Genomic DNA, 16810 nt, shown 5'->3' with positions numbered 1-16810 from the left:
CTAGCCTTCTTTTATGGATACGTTTATGGCAAAGGGCCCAATTTCCGATTCATAGGGTATGGATATTACAGGTATTCCCTGAGGCCAGTTTATTTTGTAATCACTTCCCGTTATGATCCCCGGCAGTGATATTACTATTCTGAAATCTGCCAGATCTTTTTTTGCATTACCTGCAATGATGTTTACCATTTCACCCACACCGTCCAGGATCTCTGCCCCCAGAGCAACATATTGTTTCCCTTCCAGGCGGGACACCATTTCTATGGCTGTTTCCCTGGAAAAAGTCAGGACAACGGCACCTGTTGTTTCACCGGCCAGTCCGATGATTGCAGATACTCCCTGCAGATTCTTGGGATCACCCAGAAGAAAGGGTTTACCCGCAGTCACTTCCAGTTTCATATAATCCTGAAAAAGACGCTGTGCGGCATTGATAAAGGGATTTATGAATTTCGCTTTCATGGCTGCCTACTCACTTTTTATGTAGTTCGATACTTTATCCCAGAGGATGGACCCCTGAATCGGTTTGACAACATAATCTGTCACACCCGCAGTAATGGCCTGGATAACATTATATTTTGCAGCCTCAGAGGTAACCATGATGATGGGTGTTGTCTTGTAACGCTCCGTATTTCTCAGACGCTCCACAAATTCCAGACCGTCAAGTTTTGGCATATTCCAGTCCACAAGGAACAGGGTTATATCATTTTTACTTGCCAACTGCAGGGCTTCCTGACCGTCGGCAGCCTCAATCAGTGCTTCCTCGGGGATTTTGTTCTCGATGAGTGTGTTCTTATGAATCCGGCGCATTACACCGGAATCATCAATAATTAATATCTTCATGACAATAATTATGCGCTATATCTGTTCTACAGGCAAAGAAATATTTACTTAACACGGTATGAGAGAATCAATACCGAAAATGGAGATAAAAAAGGGACTGTCCGGTAGACAGCCCCCTATTGAATAATCAGTTTTTCTATTGAGAGTCTATCAATCCAGGTCTTTACAGGCGCTGTAGATATTATTGAAAAGTTCTTCAATATACTTTTCGGGAAGTGAGGAGTAGGCCACACGGATCAGTGTGCCAAGGGCAATGATTCCCGTATCATAATCCGCCAGAAGTTTCTGTCTTACATCTTCTGCATTTCCCTTTTTAAGTTCCACACACATAAAGTAACCGGAGTTATAGGGAATTGCATCAAAGTACTCGCTGTATTCAGGGTGTGAGGCAATGGTCATTTTCACCAGCTCATAGCGTGATTTCATAAGGGCATATTTGCCTTTCTTATCATCCGCATATCCGGGGGTTTCGTAGGCTGTGAGAAGCAGATTCTGAGAGAGAATGGAATCGTTTGAGATATTACCTCTCACTGCACCGGCGGCTTTGTCCACCAGAGTCTGTCCGGCTTCCGTAGTCATCCCTTTCCAGCTGAAGGTCATAAATCCTACCCTGAAACCCCATACATAGTCCTCTTTGGTTGCTCCGTCTACTTTTACAGCAAGTACATTTTCATGAAGATCTGCTACCGATGGAAAGATGGATTCTGTTGCAACACCCTCTTCGAAAACCAGACCGAAGTAGGCATCGTCAATGAATACAGCAATATTTTTCCCCGCTTCGGCTGCTTCAAGAATTATATCTCTGATAGAGGTCATTTCACTTGATGTGGGTGTATAGCCGGTGGGGTTGTTGGGGAAGTTCAGAAGTACTACTTTTTTCTTTCCCTCTGACATCAGTTTTGATCTCAGTCCATCAAGGTTGAATCCGCCGTCTTTATACATGGGATAGGTATCAAAATCAGCCAGATAGGCATTCTTGAACACCAGGTTATAGTTACCCCAGTAGTAATCAGGGAGAATTACCTTGTCTCCTTCATCCAGGAAAAGGTAGCCCGCCATGCTCAGTCCATGGGTCAGGGCATTGGTAACAACAGGCATTGTGATCTCTTTCTCACCTAGAGAGGGATTTTTGATCCGGATAATGGACTGCCATTTCTGCCTTAAGGGAAGTAGTCCGTAACTGGGAGCATAGGGAAATACCTTTTCAGGTGGCATGTTTACAAGTGATTCAATGGCTGCCAGACGCAGGGGAGATCCGTCATCTTCTGTTGCCATTCCTATTGAAGCATTGATTCTTTTGCCTGAGGCATCTTTTCCCTGCATGACAAGCCCTTTTTTGGGGAAGAATATTGCTTTACCCTTCTTGCTCAATAGTGAGTAAACGGCAGGGTTCTGCGCTTCCAAAACCTCGTTAAGTGCTGAAGCCTGTGGATTCATTGTAATCTCCTTGATTTTAGGGCCTGAGGCCAAAAGTTAAATTGAATTTATCATACTGAAAGGGAAGGATTTAGGGAATCAGCTTGTTCCCGTCAATAGAGTGAATTCTCATAAAAATTGATGGAATATCAAATTAAAGCCAATGGAACGGCACAGCTTGAGATCAGAAAAAAATATTCACTATCCCTATCCCCAGGGGAGAAGAGCTTCAGATTTCGGGGCTGGAGGATTCCTGAGCCGCTGCCTTGTGTTCTCCCGCCAGCTGAAGATACTGTTTTCTATAAACAGAGGGAGCTGACCCGGTATACTGTTTGAATACTCTGCTGAAATGGAACTCGCTGTAAAAATTCAGGTCCTGGGCAATGGTCAGGAGAGATCGGTCTGTACTTGTCAGCATGGCGCCAGCCGCCTCGATCTTCAGTTTCATAAAGTATTTCATGGGTGTTGTTTTCATTTTCTGCTGGAACAGCCTGATGAAATAGGATTTACTCAGACCAAGTTTTTCTGCTATCTCCTCCAGATCCAGATCGTTTGTAATATTGTTCTGCATTATACGGAGCGCTTTTTCTATATGGCTGTTTCTGCTGTCGGAGAAGTGAAAGTCCTCTTCTCCTGAGAGTACGTAAAGAAATGAAATCAGCTGATGTACCGCAGACTGCCGCAGGGCTCTGTTTCCGGAGAGTCCCTTTTCCCTGATTTCCTCAAAAAAAAATCGATAGTTGGTTCCAAGGGCATAAGTTCTGTTTGATTTTAGGTCAATTGTCAGTAGTCTCTGAATTTCTCTGTCAGACTCATCGGTTTTCAGCAATACAGCGTAATAACTTATAGGGTTGCTGCCGTCCTGTGCAATGATGGAGTGATGAATTTCCGGGTTTGTCAGAAAGAGGGTTCCCTGTTCCAGTCTGAAGCGGGTCTTATCATTAAGAAAACTCCCGTTTCCCTGAATGAAATAATGGAGTTCAAACTCATTTTCACCGTGGGCATGATAGCGGCTGTGCCACTGAATTTCATTTTCCTCTTTCATCTGATATACGAAAACAACGTCAAGGATTTGCAATAAATTCCCCCTATAAGGTCAATTATATGTATGAAGAGTCAATTATGTCCATTCCTTTCACAGCCTGGCGGGCTGATACTTGAAATACATTTAACTGTTAAAAGCCCTGACGGCTCAGAGTGGAGGACTCCCTTGAAGACCATTATCGGAATTGACAACGGTACCCAGAGTACTAAAGTTGTTTTTTATGAATTTGAAAATAAGAAGATTGTTGCGTCTGCATCGGCTTCACATGATTTGATTTCAAGAGAAGACGGCAGCAGGGAGCAGAAAGCCTCCTGGTGGATTGATGCTCTTACTTCCTGTTTTGAACAGATTGATCCTGAAATTAAAAAAACTGCTCTGGCAGCGGGTGTCTCGGGACAGCAGCATGGTTTTGTTCCCATTGATGAGGACGGGAATGTTCTTAATGATGTTAAGCTCTGGTGTGATACTTCCACAGCCGGAGAATGCCGTGAGCTAACCCATGCCTATGGTAGTGATGAAAAACTACTGGAAGATACAGGAAACCTTATTCTTCCCGGTTACACAGCCTCAAAGATCCTCTGGTTTAAAAAGGCTCACCCCGCAGAATATGCAAAGATGAAATATGTTCTGCTGCCCCATGATTATCTGAATTACTACCTCACAGGAAAAGCTGTGATGGAATACGGCGATGCTTCAGGAACAGCTCTCCTCGATGTACGCAATAAAATCTGGCATAAGGATCTGATAAAAGCTCTTGATCCTGAAAGAGACCTGATGAGCTGTCTTCCAAAACTGATTGAACCTTGGGACGCCGCCGGTACCGTTCTTCCTGAGATAGCAGATAAGTTTGGTATTCCCCGGGGAATCCCTGTTTCTTCCGGAGGAGGAGACAATATGATGGGTGCACTGGGAACTGGTACTACAAAAGACGGTGTACTGACCATGAGTCTGGGAACAAGCGGTACTCTTTACGGCTACTCAGATAAACCCATAGTGGATCCCCAAGGAAACCTGGCTGCATTCTGCTCCAGTTCCGGTGGATGGCTGCCTCTTCTCTGTACCATGAACTGTACTGTTGCAACAGAACTGATGAGAGATCTGTTTGAATATGGTGTGAAGGAATTTGATGAGATGGGAGCAAAGGCTCCTGTAGGTGCCGAAGGTATTCTGACACTTCCCTTCTTTAATGGTGAGAGAACACCCAACCTTCCGAAGGGGAAGGGCTGTATAGTCGGTATGACCGCTGGTAATGTGAAGAAGGAAAACATTTTCCGCTCTGCACTGGAATCTGCCATTCTGGGTATGAAAGTAGGTCTCGATTCATTTGAAAAATTAGGATTTGAAGCAAAGGAAATCAGACTTATCGGTGGTGGTGCCAACTCTAAGATATGGCGTCAGATCACAGCAGATGTAATGAACCTTCCCGTAGTAATCCCCGTAACCTCGGAGGCCGCAGCCCTGGGTAGTGCTGTTCAGGCTCTTTGGTGTCTGGAAAAGGCTGAAGGTTCGGATACGGATATCAATGCACTCATTGATGAGCATGTTGAACTGGATTCAGCTAAGGGATGCACTCCCAATTCTGAAAATGTTGAAAAATACAAAGCGGTTTATGAAGAGTACAGCAAATATGTGAATGCTCTGACACCGCTGTTTTCTTAAGCCAATTTAGGATTCCCAAGGTTCCGGGAGGGGTTTCCGGTACCGTTTAATTGATCAATTACATATAGGAGATTCATATGAGTCAGGTTTTTACAGGAGATAAAGAGTATTTCAAGGGCATCGGAAAAATTCCTTTCGAAGGTAAAGGGTCCGATAATCCCCTGGCATTCAAATTCTATGATGAGAATAAAAAAGTTCTCGGCAAGACAATGAAGGATCATCTGAGATTCGGTATTGCCTACTGGCACAGCTTCTGTGCAGACGGGGGCGACCCCTTTGGTAATTCTACATTGATTCACCCCTGGGCACAGGCCGACGGTATGGACAAAGCCAGAAATAAAGCGGATGCCGCGTTTGAATTCATTTCAAAACTAGGTGCTCCCTACTACTGTTTCCATGATGTGGATGCTTCTCCCGAAGGTGCAAACCTAAATGAGTATGTAAGCAATCTGCAGGCAGTAACCAAAATGCTGAAAGAGAGACAGGATGCAACAGGTATCAAACTGCTGTGGAACACGGCAAACCTGTTCTCAAATCCCCGTTATATGAACGGTGCCTCCACTAACCCCGACTTTAATGTTCTAGCCTATGGATCAGCTCAGGTAAAAGCCTGTCTGGAAACCAATGTGGAACTCGGTGGTGAAGGTTATACATTCTGGGGTGGAAGAGAAGGCTATATGTCTTTGTTCAATACCAATATGAAAAGAGAAAAAGATCACCTGGCTCAGTTTCTAATTGCTGCCCGTGATTATGGAAGAAAAATTGGATTCAAGGGTAAGTTCTATATCGAACCCAAGCCCATGGAACCTTCAAAACATCAGTATGACTACGATGCGGAAACCGTAATCAATTTCATTAAGGCCAATGGTCTTGAAAATGATTTCGCCACAAATATTGAAGCCAACCATGCCACATTGGCTGGCCACTCCTTTGAGCATGATGTACAGATATCTGCTGAATATGGATTGCTGGGAAGCATTGACGCCAACCGTGGTGATATGCAGAACGGATGGGACACAGACCAGTTCCCCTGTAGTGTTTATGAATCTACTGAAATAATGAGAATCATCCTTGGAATGGGTGGATTTACAACAGGCGGTCTGAACTTTGATGCCAAGATCAGAAGAAACTCTACCGATATGGAAGATCTGTTTGTTGCGCATGTCGGCGGAATGGATACCTTTGCTCTCGGTCTGGAAATGGCTGCAAAGATCCAGGAAGACGGTAAAATGGATAAGATGAAAGCAGATCGTTACAACTCCTTCGATTCCGGTAAGGGAAAGGAGTTCGAAGACGGAAAGCTCAGTCTGGAAGATCTTGCCAAACTGGCACATGAAAATGGAGAGCCCGCAACCATCAGCGGTAAGCAGGAACTCTATGAAAATATAGTTAACCAGTTACTCTTCAGCCAGGGCTGAGGCCTCTGTATCACACAGTTAAAAGTTGTTCCGGATTTTCGGGTCCGGTAATTTCTTCATAAAAAGGTCCGGTTCTATTTTATAGAACCGGATCTAAAAACCTCCTTTTTTTTATTGCCGTTTTTATGTCCGTCAGCATGATTCGGGCACCCCTGTATCCCGCGTCAGTGAACCTGCGCGGGATCTTTTTTTACATTTGAAACAGACAGCCCGAACATAGTATACTTATGTTAATATATTAAAATAAATTCTCATCAGGACGGTTCGTAAAAATGAATGTAGGTTTTATAGGTTCCGGGAATATGGCCACTGCTATAGTAGGCGGTCTTCTTAATACAGGTATGGTAAGGGGTGGAGAGGTATTTGTCTCTGATGCATCCGCAAAGGCTCTGGAGCGTATCTCTGCCCGTTTTGAAGGTATAAATACCAGCACTGATAATCTGGAAAATATTGCTGAGCTTGATTATCTCTTCCTTGCAGTAAAGCCTCATATCTATGAGCCTGTCATCAGACAGATTAGAGAAAAAGTTCTGGAAAAAACTGTGGTTATAACCATTGCCGCAGGGAAGAGTCGAGCACAGGTTCTCGGCCTTTTCGAACGTGAAATAAAACTGGTAAGAACCATGCCCAATACTCCGGCTCTTGTGGGAGAAGGTATGACGGCTGTCTGTCCCACGGATAATCTTTCTTCGCAGGAAGTAGAATCAGTGCTCTCTCTCCTGGGGGCATATGGTAAGGCAGAGTTGCTGGAGGAACGTCTTTTTGACGGCTATACCGCCATGTGCGGCTCCAGTCCCGCCTACGTATATATGTTTATAGAAGCCCTTGCAGACGGAGGGGTTCGTGAAGGACTGCCCCGGGATAAGGCCTACAGAATGGCTGCCCAGGCAGTACTCGGCTCTGCAAAGATGGTGCTGGAAACCGGTATACACCCCGGACAGCTGAAAGACCAGGTCTGTTCCCCTGGTGGATCAACTATTGAGGCCGTAGGAGTCCTTGAAGATAAAGGGTTCCGATCTGCTGTAATGGAAGCTTTAAGAGTCTGTGCCCGAAAATCCGGACAGTTATCCGAGAGCTGATTTTAGAATGACAAAAAAGGGCACAGGAATCAGAAATATCATTCTCTTTTTTTTCTTACTGCTGACTGCTCTTCCTCTCTCTGCAGCTTCTCTGATTTTTGACCATATTACCCAGAAAGACGGTCTGGCAAACAATTCTGTTTCCAGTATTGTACAGGATCACAGAGGCTATCTATGGTTTGGAACTCAGAATGGATTATGCCGCTATGACGGTAAGTCCTTTCTTATCTATGAGCATGATCCTTTTGATAAAACCTCACTACCCCATAATCTTATTCAGACTCTGTACCTGGACCCTGTGGAACCTTTTCTCTGGATAGGAACATATGAGGGGATCTCCCGTTTTAATCTGGAAACAAATGAGTTCTTTAATTTCGGTATTTACAGTATGGATGATGGGGAAGTCCTTTCCAATGAGGTGGTCACCTCAATTGTCAGAGATGGTGATGGAATTCTTTGGGCAGGAACTCTGGACGGTTTGAACAGGATCGATCTTGATAGTGGTGAAATACGGTCCTACTATCATAATGATCTTGAGGGAGGATCAATCCTTCATAATACAATCCGCAGTCTCTTTATTGATAATAGGGACAGACTCTGGATCGGCAGTTATGGAGGACTTGATATCTATCTTCCAGATGAGGACCGTTTCGGGCATTTCAGAGCCGATCCGGGAAATCCTGATTCTCTTCAATCTCCATTTGTTATGGCAGTCACCCAGACCGATGATTTCAATTTATGGGTGGGAACCTGGGACGGTGGTGTCTCCCTTCTTGATCCCGGTTCCGGACTGATTCTTGAACATCTTGATCTGGAAGGACATATCTATCTATTATCTCCTGATCCTTCGGGAGATCTTTGGATCGGTACATGGGGTGATGGTCTATACCGCTGGTCTTCCTCGGACAGCTCAATGACTCATTACCCGGCAGAGCCGGAAGATCCCTATAAACTTAACCACGGCATAGTCTATTCTTTCTTCAGAGATACCGGCGGTGTGTACTGGATAGGTACAAATGGAGAGGGAATCAATAAACTGAATCCTCTAAAGAAGGACTTCCGCTTTATTCATTACGAAGAAGAGCGTCTCTCTCTACCCGATGACAGAATCAAGGATATTCTTATCGACAGTCAAAACCGCTACTGGGTAGCTACATACGGTAACGGCTTATGGCGTTTTGAAGGGGATCCGGAGAACTGGACAGTAAAGAACTGGCTTCCCGATGAAGAGAATCCCTGGACTCTGTCCAATGCCAATGTCACTGATGTTATTGAAGATTCCCGGGGGCGGATCTGGGTAGCAACTTTAAGCGGTATTGATCGCTATATTCCTGAAACTAATGACTTTGATCATATTTCTCTGGCGAAGATTAATACCACAGACGATGAGCCGATCATCTATGCCATTACCGAGGATATTGATAATACTTTCTGGTTTGGTACATATAGTCTGGGAGTTGTTCACTGGTCTGAGGACCAGGGAATCCTGGATGTTTACGGGTATAAGCCCGGAGATGCAGAGTTGAGTAATAATCTTGTTTTCTGCCAGTTTCTGGACAGTCACAATAATCTTTGGATCGGTACCAATCAAGGGCTGAATCTTTATGACCGGGAGACGAAAAAATTCAAGTTTTTTTATCATGACAGGGAAGACCGTAAAAGTCTCAGTAATAATGTGGTCACCTCTGTTTTTGAAGACAGTGGAGGTCGTATCTGGGTCGGAACCAGTGGCGGCGGAGTTAATCTTCTTAATGAGAAAAAAACGGAATTCTCCTACTATTCCCGGAAAGACGGGCTTTTTTCAAACCAGGTTCAGGCCATTCAGGAAGACTCTCAGAGGCGTCTCTGGATATCAACAATAAGCGGAATCAGTATCTTGAATCTTGATGAAGGGACCATTCTCAGTATTGATGAGAGTGATGGAATAGTGGCGGAACAGATGTTCAGAAGCTCTACCATCGATAGAAACGGCTTGATCTATTTCGGCAGTTCAGAAGGGATTCTGCGTTTCAATTCCGCGATTCTATATGATAATCCGCATCCTCCTGCACTCTGGATGAATAAAATGGAAATTATGGGTGAGCCCTTTGATTTTAACGATGCCCTTCAGAAGGGTGAGACTATCAAATTGAACTGGAAAGAGAATTTTCTGAGTTTTGAGTTTGCGGCTCTGGATTTTACATCTCCAGGGCAGAATCAGTTTCGATATAAAATGGATGGGCTGGATAAAGAATGGGTCGCCAGCGGTACTAGAAATTATGCTGTATACCAGAATCTTTCGCCGGGAAGCTATGTTTTCAGGGTACAGGGTTCAAATAATGACGGTATCTGGAGTGAAAGCGGTCTGGCAGTGCCTATCTATATCAAGGCACCCCCATGGAAACAGCGCTGGTTCATTGCATTATATGTTCTGGCAGCTGTGATGGCTATTATTCTGACTTCAAATATAAGGGCCAATGTCCTGTTGAAAAACAAACTTAATGTTGTCGAGAGCAGCCGGAATAACCTACAGGTTTTGAATGATAAACTGGAGCAGCTGGCCTGGAAGGACGGTCTGACAGGGCTTTCCAATAGAAGATTCTTTGATCTGTCTTTAAACAATATCTGGCATCTTGCTGTGAGAGAGAAGAAATATATCAGCCTTCTGATGATTGATGTGGACCATTTTAAGGCCTACAATGATTTTTATGGTCATCAGAGTGGTGACCTTGCCCTTAAAAAAGCGGCATCTCTGATACGGGGTGTTATGAAGCGTGATACTGATGCTGTCTGCCGTTATGGAGGGGAGGAATTTACGGTTCTTCTATTTGATACTGATCCGAAAGAGTGTATCAGTCTCTGTGAAACCCTTCTTAAGGAAGTAAGGGATGTCCGTATACCCCATGAGGGGTCTCCTTTGGCCCCATATCTGACACTTTCTATCGGTCTGTCAGTTTTTATTCCCGGCTTTGAACAGCTGCCGGAGATTCTGGTAGAAAGGGCGGATGATGCTCTGTATGAGGCAAAAAATCTTGGACGTGACCGCTTTGTTGTTTACAGGGGCAATAAAAATAAAGGACAGAACTCTTGACCAAAGATAATGTTGAACTGATATGTAATATAGGTGAATTGTCAGATCTCTTTCGTGAAAAAAGCGATGTAAGGGGATTTCTACAGAGGGTCGTGAAGACCGTTTCCGAGCATATGAAGGCCGATGTCTGTTCAATATATCTGTATGATGAGTATCTGGATCGTCTTATCCTTGAGGCTACAGAAGGACTTAATCAGGATCTGATCGGTAAACTGATCCTGACCCCCGGAGAAGGACTGGTTGGAACAGCCATGAAAGAGCTGCGTTCTATTCTGGAAAAGAACGGTCAGGAGAATCCTCAGTTCAAGGCCGTCCCGGGAAGCGGCGAAGAGCCTTATCAGGCCTTTCTTGCAGTGCCTATTCTCAGAGGACTTACGCGGATAGGGGTTCTGGTCCTGCAGCATCATCAATCGGGTTATTTTAATAAAAACGATATGATGGCCTTTAAAGCGATCGCGTCTCAGCTGGCTGCAACACTTGAAAATGCAAAACTCCTTATGGGGGTAACAAAGAAGCCGGGGGCCCCGAAAAAGGAAGAGAATGTCTCTTTTATCAGGGGACAGGCCATCGTAGGCGGCATCGGTATAGGAAATGCCTATGTCATCGAGAGCGGAAAAAAAGATCAGTTTTACAATGGACTTCCCCAGAGCTGTATTGATGCCTCGGAGGAAGATTTTGCCAACGCTCTGACACAGTCAGAAGAGCAGCTTCAGGAACTGCAGGCAGAAATGGAGGAGAAGCTTTCGGATGTGGGTTCCCTTATTTTCAGCACCCACCTTCTGATGCTTCGTGATTCAAGCTTTGTAGGCAAAATGGAGGATGATATCAAAGCAGGAACACAGCCCTGTGATGCTATTGTCTCACGTGTAGAATATTTTATTAAAATATTTTCCGAGAGTGAAAATCCACGGCTTCAGGAAAAGGTTCAGGATATTAGAGATCTTGGTCACAGACTGCTGCGTAATCTTGCCGGGGAGTCTCAGGATTCGGGGGATTATTCGGGTCAGATTCTGATAGCCCGGGAACTTCTTCCATCAGAACTCGTTAAGATTACCGCTCAGCATGTTGAAGGACTTGTCCTGTACAGTCAGGGCGCGTCTGCTCATATTACCATTCTGGCGAAATCTCTGGGTGTGCCCCTTGTTTATTCGGATGATAAAAGGCTCTTCTCAATTGATTCGGGAACATCCCTAATTCTGGATGGTCTGGAAGGAACCCTGCTGATCAATCCAAATGATGACAGTCTTAAACAGTTTCGAACCCTTAAGAAAGACTATGAACTGACTGAGGGCAGGGAAGACCAGGTAAAAGATGAGACATACAGTCTTGATAATGAGAGAATATATCTACGGGCGACAATCAACCTGATCAGCGATATTAAAACAGCGGTCAAGATGAAGGCCGAAGGGATCGGCCTGTATCGCTCGGAATTTCCCTTTCTTATAAGAAACAGCTTTCCCAGTGAGGAAGAACAGTATCTGGTATATAAGAAGATCTTTGACGGCATGGATCACTCACTTATTACATTGAGAGCTCTTGATATCGGCGGAGATAAGATTCTCTCCTATGTCCCCGATTCGGAAGAGGAGAACCCCTTTCTCGGACTCCGGGCTATCCGTTTTCTACTTGAGAATAAGAAGATATTTGTAGGTCAGCTGAAGGCCATGCTTCGGGCGGGGCAGGGCCGAAAATTCCGTATTATGTTTCCTCTGATTTCCTCTCTTGATGATTTCAGACAGGCAAGACGAATGGTTGAGAAAAGTATAGAATTTCTCAAACGGGATGGATTTGAATGTGATACTATCCCTGAGCTTGGTGTTATGATCGAGCTTCCTTCGGCTGTGATAATGGCTGAAGATCTGGCAAGAGAAGCAGATTTTATCTCTGTAGGGTCAAATGATCTGGTACAGTATCTGCTTGGAGTGGACAGGACCAATGAGAAGGTCTCCGGTCTGTATGATGCCAGACATCCTGCTGTATTAAGGACAATCGCCCTTATTGCTGAAGCGGCTGAAAAGGAGAACTGTTCTCTCAGTATCTGTGGAAACATGGCTTTTAACAAAGAAATGGTCTATTTTCTGGTGGGTGCAGGTATCAGGAATCTATCAATGCCTCCGGTTCAGATTCCAGGGATACAGAAATTTCTCAATGCTGTGGATATAAAGAAAGCTGAACAGGACTTCCGTATACTTCTGAGTATGAATTCTCTGGAAGATATTCATACTCATCTGGAGTCTGCTGTTTCTGAAATGATTCTCTAGTCTATATATTTATCCATAATGCTCTGAATGGACTTAACCTTAAGCTGGTTTCTGATCTCCTCTTCAGTCTCATACCAGAAATTCGACAGACCACAGTCTACAGACCGGTCACATACTCCGTCTCCCGCAGTACAGGGGGCAAGTGCTACACCCTCTTCTACAGCTTCAAGAACATCCAGAACTGTAATCTGATCAAGATCTTTTGCCAGACGAAATCCTCCTGAGGCACCCCGGATAGATTCAGTAATCCCGGCTTTTTTAAGCTTTGTAAATATCTGTTCCAGAAATATTGGAGACAGCTCTTCGCTATTTGATATAGATTTGATGGAAATTGGTTTGTTTTCTTTATTTTTGGCCATGTTAACTACTGCTCTGATGGCATAGCGACCTTTTGTTGTAATACGCATATGCACATATTACTGTGATTTATGAATGCGGGCAAGAGATATATTAGTAACAAATTAATACTTTCGATAAAAATTTGCTGAAATTTACCAAAATTAACAGGACTTTTATATATGATTTTATTTACCGGGGGCTATCATGAGTACAGTACTTACAAATACCCGGAGGTAACGGTTAAATATGAATGGTAAAGAGTTAATTTTTAAAGCATTTAACGGAGAAAAGGTAGAACGGGCCCCCTGGGTTCCTTATACAGGAGTACAGATTGCCAATCTGAAAGGATATAATGCACAGGAAGTTCTTCAGGATGCAGATAAACTGGTTGAATGTCTGGTCGAGTCTCATAAACAGTACTCTCCCGATGGTCAGCCTGTTGTTTTTGACCTTCAGATTGAAGCGGAAATTCTGGGATGTGATCTACTCTGGGCAGAAGATTCTCCCCCCACTGTAAAAAGTCATCCTCTGTCTGATACTAAAGATATTCCTTCAAAGATTCCTTCAAAGAGTGATGGCCGACTTCCCATGGTTCTGGATGTTATGAATCGGGTTAAGGCTGAAATAGGAGATACTACTGCTCTTTACGGACTGGTTTGCGGCCCCTTCACTTTGGCTTCCCATCTGAGAAGTACAAATATCTTTATGGATATGTATGATGACGAAGAGTATGTAAAGAACCTGATGGCCTATGCCACAGATGTGGCTATTGCCGTTGCAGATTACTATATTGAGACGGGGATGGATATCATCGGTTCTGTTGACCCTCTGGTTTCTCAGATTTCTCCCGAAATGTTCGATCAATTTATGGCTGCCGACTATAAGAGATTTTTTGATCATGTACGATCTAAAGGTGTATTTAGTTCATTCTTTGTGTGTGGTGATGCTACAAAGAACCTGGAAGTAATGGCTAAAACCGGACCTGACTGTCTTTCCATCGACGAAAATATCGATATTGTGGAAGCCAAAAAAGTAACGGATGCCCATAATATAATGATTTCCGGAAACCTTCAGCTAACAGTAACCATGTTGCTGGGTAACCAGAAAGACTGTCAGAAAGCCGCCATCGAGCTGATGGATAAGGTCGGAACAGAACGTTTTATCCTGGCTCCCGGATGTGATATGCCCTTCGGTGTTCCTGTGGAGAATATTGTTGGAATCGGCCAGGCCGTTCAGAATATTGATGCCACAAGAACCTTTCTGGAAAGCTATGTGAAGGAAGTCGTAGAGATCGATGTTGAGATGCCGGACTATGAGAATCTGGATCATGTCCTTATTGAAGTTCTAACAATAGACTCCGCAACCTGTGCCGCTTGCGGCTATATGAAGGCTGCCGCCGACGATATGATTGAAATTTTCGGAAATGATAAAGTTAAGGTTATAGAGAGAAAGATTCTTGAGCCCGAGAATATCGCCCGTCTTGGTAAACTTGGTGTCGCAAACCTTCCTTCTATAGCTGTGAATGGTAAGGTAACACATATTTCTCTGATCCCCACACGGACAGAGCTTGAAAAAGAGATCAAAGCCCTTGTCTGAGTGTTAAACTGAAGTCATTCATACGCCCCGGGCTAAGGTTAAATCAGCCGCGGGGCGTTTTTATGCAATTGTTATAGGAGTTGCCCTGTATGAGTCAAAAAATAGATATTATCCTTCTGGCCGGGTTTCTCGGTGCCGGTAAAACCACAGTTCTTAATGAACTTATTCGCTCCTTTCATGATAAGAAACTTGGGATGCTGGTTAATGATTTTGGTGAGGTGCCGGTAGATGGATCTCTTCTCAAAAATGAGAATCCCGAATTGCTTAAAGAGGGACATAAGATCTATGAGATCGGAAACGGTTCTATTTTCTGCTCCTGCCTGAAGGCTCCTTTTCTTTATGGTCTGAAGTATTTTGAAAAAGAGCTGCCCGAACTCCTTTTTATTGAGGCCTCAGGACTTTCCGATCCCTCCAGCATGTCGAAGATCCTATCTGATCATAATATGGAGGGTTCTTTTGAGATCCGGCAGACTATAACCCTTATTGATCCAGTTAAATATAAGGCTCTGGTACATGTTCTAAATGTGATTGAAAAACAGATTGAAGCCGCAGATCATGTTCTTGTTAATAAGATTGATCTTGTTCCTGCTCAGGATTTGAAGGAACTTCTTGAAGACCTGAAATCCAGAACTTCTGCTCCCATTCAGACAGGCAGCTTTGGGGCGTTTGATTACAGTTTTATTCTTTCCGCAGAAGCCAGTCACAAAAACGCAATGATGGAGAGTTGTAATACTCCCGCCACAAGACCTGCCAGTCTTTTCCTCGAAGGAAGCATCAATGATGAGCAGGTTCTGAAAGATTTTATGAGCCGTGTGGAAGGAGCTCATTATAGAATTAAGGGATTTATTGAGATAGGCGGCCGTATGCTCTATGTGTCTGACAACAGTGTAGGGTATTCAATTACCGAGACAGTGAAACCCGGAATTAAAACTGGATTGACCGTTCTCTGTCCAAAAGAGAATGAACAGAATATTGTTGAGCTGTGGAAAGAGATCTGTGGGATTAGAATATGACAAAACTGATCCTTCTGGGAGGATTCCTCGGTTCTGGTAAGACCACTTTTATGGTGAAGGCCGCATCTTTGCTTGAGAAGCAGGGGCTGTCGGTTTCCGTGATCAGCAATGATCAGGGTGATACTCTTGTGGATACCATGTTTTCCCGGTGGGAAGGGTTGGATTCTCATGAGGTCTCAGGCGGCTGTTTCTGCTGCCGTTTTCCAGATTTCCTTAACACTGTAAAAGCTGTTATTGCTCGTAAGAGTCCTGATGTGATTATTGCTGAGGCTGTGGGCAGTTGTACTGATCTTGCGGCAACTGTAATAAATCCTTTAATTCAGTTTCATGGGGATACGGTAGAAGTAAAAGCTTATCTTACTCTGGTTGACGGTCTCAGAATGCAGAAAGAGTATCTGGAAATGAATCTGTTTAATCCGCTGAAGGCAGGAGAAGTTCTGATCTCACATCAGATCAGAGAATCAGAAGTCCTTGTCCTCTCAAAGTCGGATCTTCTGGATGAAAAGCAGAGAACAGATTCTCTTGTTTTTCTTCGAAAGCTCAATTCCCGTGCCCGGAGTTTTGTCTGTTCATCAAGTACGGAAGAGGGACTCAGGACCCTTCTGGAGGAGTGTCTAAAGGGCTTTCCTCTCGATTTCTCCGACAGAATTCCCATCGATTACAAGGTCTATGCAGAAGCCGAAGCGGCCTATGGCTGGTATAACGGTTCATGGATAATCGAAGGGGAGGATGAGGTTGATCCTGTAACTCTTTCATTTCCTCTGATGGAGTCTTTCCGCAATCCTGAGCTGGGTGAAGTTGCCCATGCCAAGATGCTGTTAACAACTCCCGGCGGCGGACTTAAAGTCAGTTTTGTGATGGGGCATATTCAGGCGGATGAGATAAATATTCCCGAAGGAAAAGTCCGTGAGATGCAGATCATTCTGAATATCCGCTCGGCCTGTTCCCCGGAGATTATTGAAAAACATGTCTTAGCTATTCATTCTTCACAGGAAAAGGATGGTTTTTCAATCAAAAACTATAAGTGGAATTCTCTTATTCCGGCTCCTCCGGAGCCGTACTACTCCTGATTTT

13 protein-coding genes are annotated in these 16810 nt (G+C 44.2%); 8 read left to right on the top strand and 5 right to left on the bottom strand.

Translation table 11 applies throughout. The annotated features are described in order from the left end of the window. The 4 genes from DV872_RS16870 to DV872_RS16855 form a co-directional block, all read right to left on the bottom strand. On the bottom strand, positions 1 to 459 hold the full coding sequence (locus DV872_RS16870; protein WP_114631121.1) for a chemotaxis protein CheX: 459 nt from the start codon (positions 457 to 459) through the stop codon (positions 1 to 3). Between the two features lie 6 nt (positions 460 to 465). After that, positions 466 to 840, bottom strand: coding sequence for a response regulator (locus tag DV872_RS16865; protein ID WP_171832116.1), 375 nt, complete (start codon positions 838 to 840; stop codon positions 466 to 468). 150 nt (positions 841 to 990) lie between these two features. Further along, positions 991 to 2277: an aminotransferase class I/II-fold pyridoxal phosphate-dependent enzyme gene (locus tag DV872_RS16860; protein ID WP_114631119.1), complete on the bottom strand. Its 1287-nt coding sequence runs from the start codon at positions 2275 to 2277 to the stop codon at positions 991 to 993. A 208-nt stretch (positions 2278 to 2485) separates the two neighbouring features. Next, positions 2486 to 3334 carry an AraC family transcriptional regulator gene (locus tag DV872_RS16855; protein ID WP_230391595.1) on the bottom strand — a complete coding sequence of 283 codons (849 nt, stop codon included), beginning with the start codon at positions 3332 to 3334 and terminating at the stop codon, positions 2486 to 2488. 132 nt (positions 3335 to 3466) lie between these two features. Here DV872_RS16855 and xylB point away from each other — a divergent pair, with 132 nt between their 5' ends. The 5 genes from xylB (at position 3467) to ptsP (ending at position 12788) form a co-directional block, all read left to right on the top strand. Then, positions 3467 to 4960 carry a xylulokinase gene (gene xylB, locus DV872_RS16850; protein WP_114631118.1) on the top strand — a complete coding sequence of 498 codons (1494 nt, stop codon included), beginning with the start codon at positions 3467 to 3469 and terminating at the stop codon, positions 4958 to 4960. Positions 4961 to 5037: 77 nt separating this feature from the next. Then, on the top strand, positions 5038 to 6378 hold the full coding sequence (gene xylA / locus DV872_RS16845) for a xylose isomerase (protein ID WP_114631117.1): 1341 nt from the start codon (positions 5038 to 5040) through the stop codon (positions 6376 to 6378). Between the two features lie 272 nt (positions 6379 to 6650). Then, complete coding sequence (gene proC / locus DV872_RS16840) at positions 6651 to 7457, top strand: pyrroline-5-carboxylate reductase (RefSeq protein WP_114631116.1); 807 nt, start codon at positions 6651 to 6653, stop codon at positions 7455 to 7457. A gap of 7 nt (positions 7458 to 7464) precedes the next feature. Further along, on the top strand, positions 7465 to 10527 hold the full coding sequence (locus tag DV872_RS16835; RefSeq protein WP_114631115.1) for a two-component regulator propeller domain-containing protein: 3063 nt from the start codon (positions 7465 to 7467) through the stop codon (positions 10525 to 10527). Beyond that, entirely contained in the window at positions 10524 to 12788 is a 2265-nt protein-coding gene (gene ptsP, locus DV872_RS16830; RefSeq protein WP_114631114.1) for a phosphoenolpyruvate--protein phosphotransferase, read from the top strand. The genes DV872_RS16835 and ptsP overlap by 4 nt, the downstream gene beginning before the upstream one ends. Here ptsP and DV872_RS16825 read toward each other — a convergent pair. Beyond that, entirely contained in the window at positions 12785 to 13195 is a 411-nt protein-coding gene (locus DV872_RS16825; protein WP_114631113.1) for an Rrf2 family transcriptional regulator, read from the bottom strand. The genes ptsP and DV872_RS16825 overlap by 4 nt on opposite strands. Positions 13196 to 13373: 178 nt before the next feature. Between DV872_RS16825 and DV872_RS16820 the strand changes: the two genes are divergently transcribed. The 3 genes from DV872_RS16820 to DV872_RS16810 all read left to right on the top strand — a co-directional run bounded on the left by DV872_RS16820 (position 13374) and on the right by DV872_RS16810 (position 16806). Continuing rightward, positions 13374 to 14723, top strand: a complete 1350-nt coding sequence (locus tag DV872_RS16820) for a uroporphyrinogen decarboxylase family protein (protein WP_114631112.1) — start codon at positions 13374 to 13376, stop codon at positions 14721 to 14723. 89 nt (positions 14724 to 14812) lie between these two features. Next, positions 14813 to 15736 carry a GTP-binding protein gene (locus DV872_RS16815; RefSeq protein WP_114631111.1) on the top strand — a complete coding sequence of 308 codons (924 nt, stop codon included), beginning with the start codon at positions 14813 to 14815 and terminating at the stop codon, positions 15734 to 15736. Next, on the top strand, positions 15733 to 16806 hold the full coding sequence (locus DV872_RS16810) for a GTP-binding protein (protein WP_114631110.1): 1074 nt from the start codon (positions 15733 to 15735) through the stop codon (positions 16804 to 16806). The genes DV872_RS16815 and DV872_RS16810 overlap by 4 nt, the downstream gene beginning before the upstream one ends. Positions 16807 to 16810 lie beyond the last annotated feature (4 nt).

Origin of the sequence: Oceanispirochaeta sp. M1 (assembly GCF_003346715.1) — a bacterium.
Lineage (GTDB): Bacteria > Spirochaetota > Spirochaetia > DSM-2461 > DSM-2461 > Oceanispirochaeta.
Note: the sequence above shows the minus strand (reverse complement) of the source record. Positions and strands in the feature narration are given on the sequence as shown.

What these genes read in the sequence shown, in the direction of transcription:
- DV872_RS16865 (WP_171832116.1), bottom strand. Translation starts at nt 840, where the DNA reads ATGAAGATATTAATTATTGATGATTCCGGTGTAATGCGCCGGATTCAT.
- xylA (WP_114631117.1), top strand. Translation starts at nt 5,038, where the DNA reads ATGAGTCAGGTTTTTACAGGAGATAAAGAGTATTTCAAGGGCATCGGA.
- DV872_RS16810 (WP_114631110.1), top strand. Translation starts at nt 15,733, where the DNA reads ATGACAAAACTGATCCTTCTGGGAGGATTCCTCGGTTCTGGTAAGACC.
- DV872_RS16860 (WP_114631119.1), bottom strand. Translation starts at nt 2,277, where the DNA reads ATGAATCCACAGGCTTCAGCACTTAACGAGGTTTTGGAAGCGCAGAAC.
- proC (WP_114631116.1), top strand. Translation starts at nt 6,651, where the DNA reads ATGAATGTAGGTTTTATAGGTTCCGGGAATATGGCCACTGCTATAGTA.
- DV872_RS16820 (WP_114631112.1), top strand. Translation starts at nt 13,374, where the DNA reads ATGAATGGTAAAGAGTTAATTTTTAAAGCATTTAACGGAGAAAAGGTA.
- DV872_RS16815 (WP_114631111.1), top strand. Translation starts at nt 14,813, where the DNA reads ATGAGTCAAAAAATAGATATTATCCTTCTGGCCGGGTTTCTCGGTGCC.
- DV872_RS16870 (WP_114631121.1), bottom strand. Translation starts at nt 459, where the DNA reads ATGAAAGCGAAATTCATAAATCCCTTTATCAATGCCGCACAGCGTCTT.
- DV872_RS16835 (WP_114631115.1), top strand. Translation starts at nt 7,465, where the DNA reads ATGACAAAAAAGGGCACAGGAATCAGAAATATCATTCTCTTTTTTTTC.
- DV872_RS16825 (WP_114631113.1), bottom strand. Translation starts at nt 13,195, where the DNA reads ATGCGTATTACAACAAAAGGTCGCTATGCCATCAGAGCAGTAGTTAAC.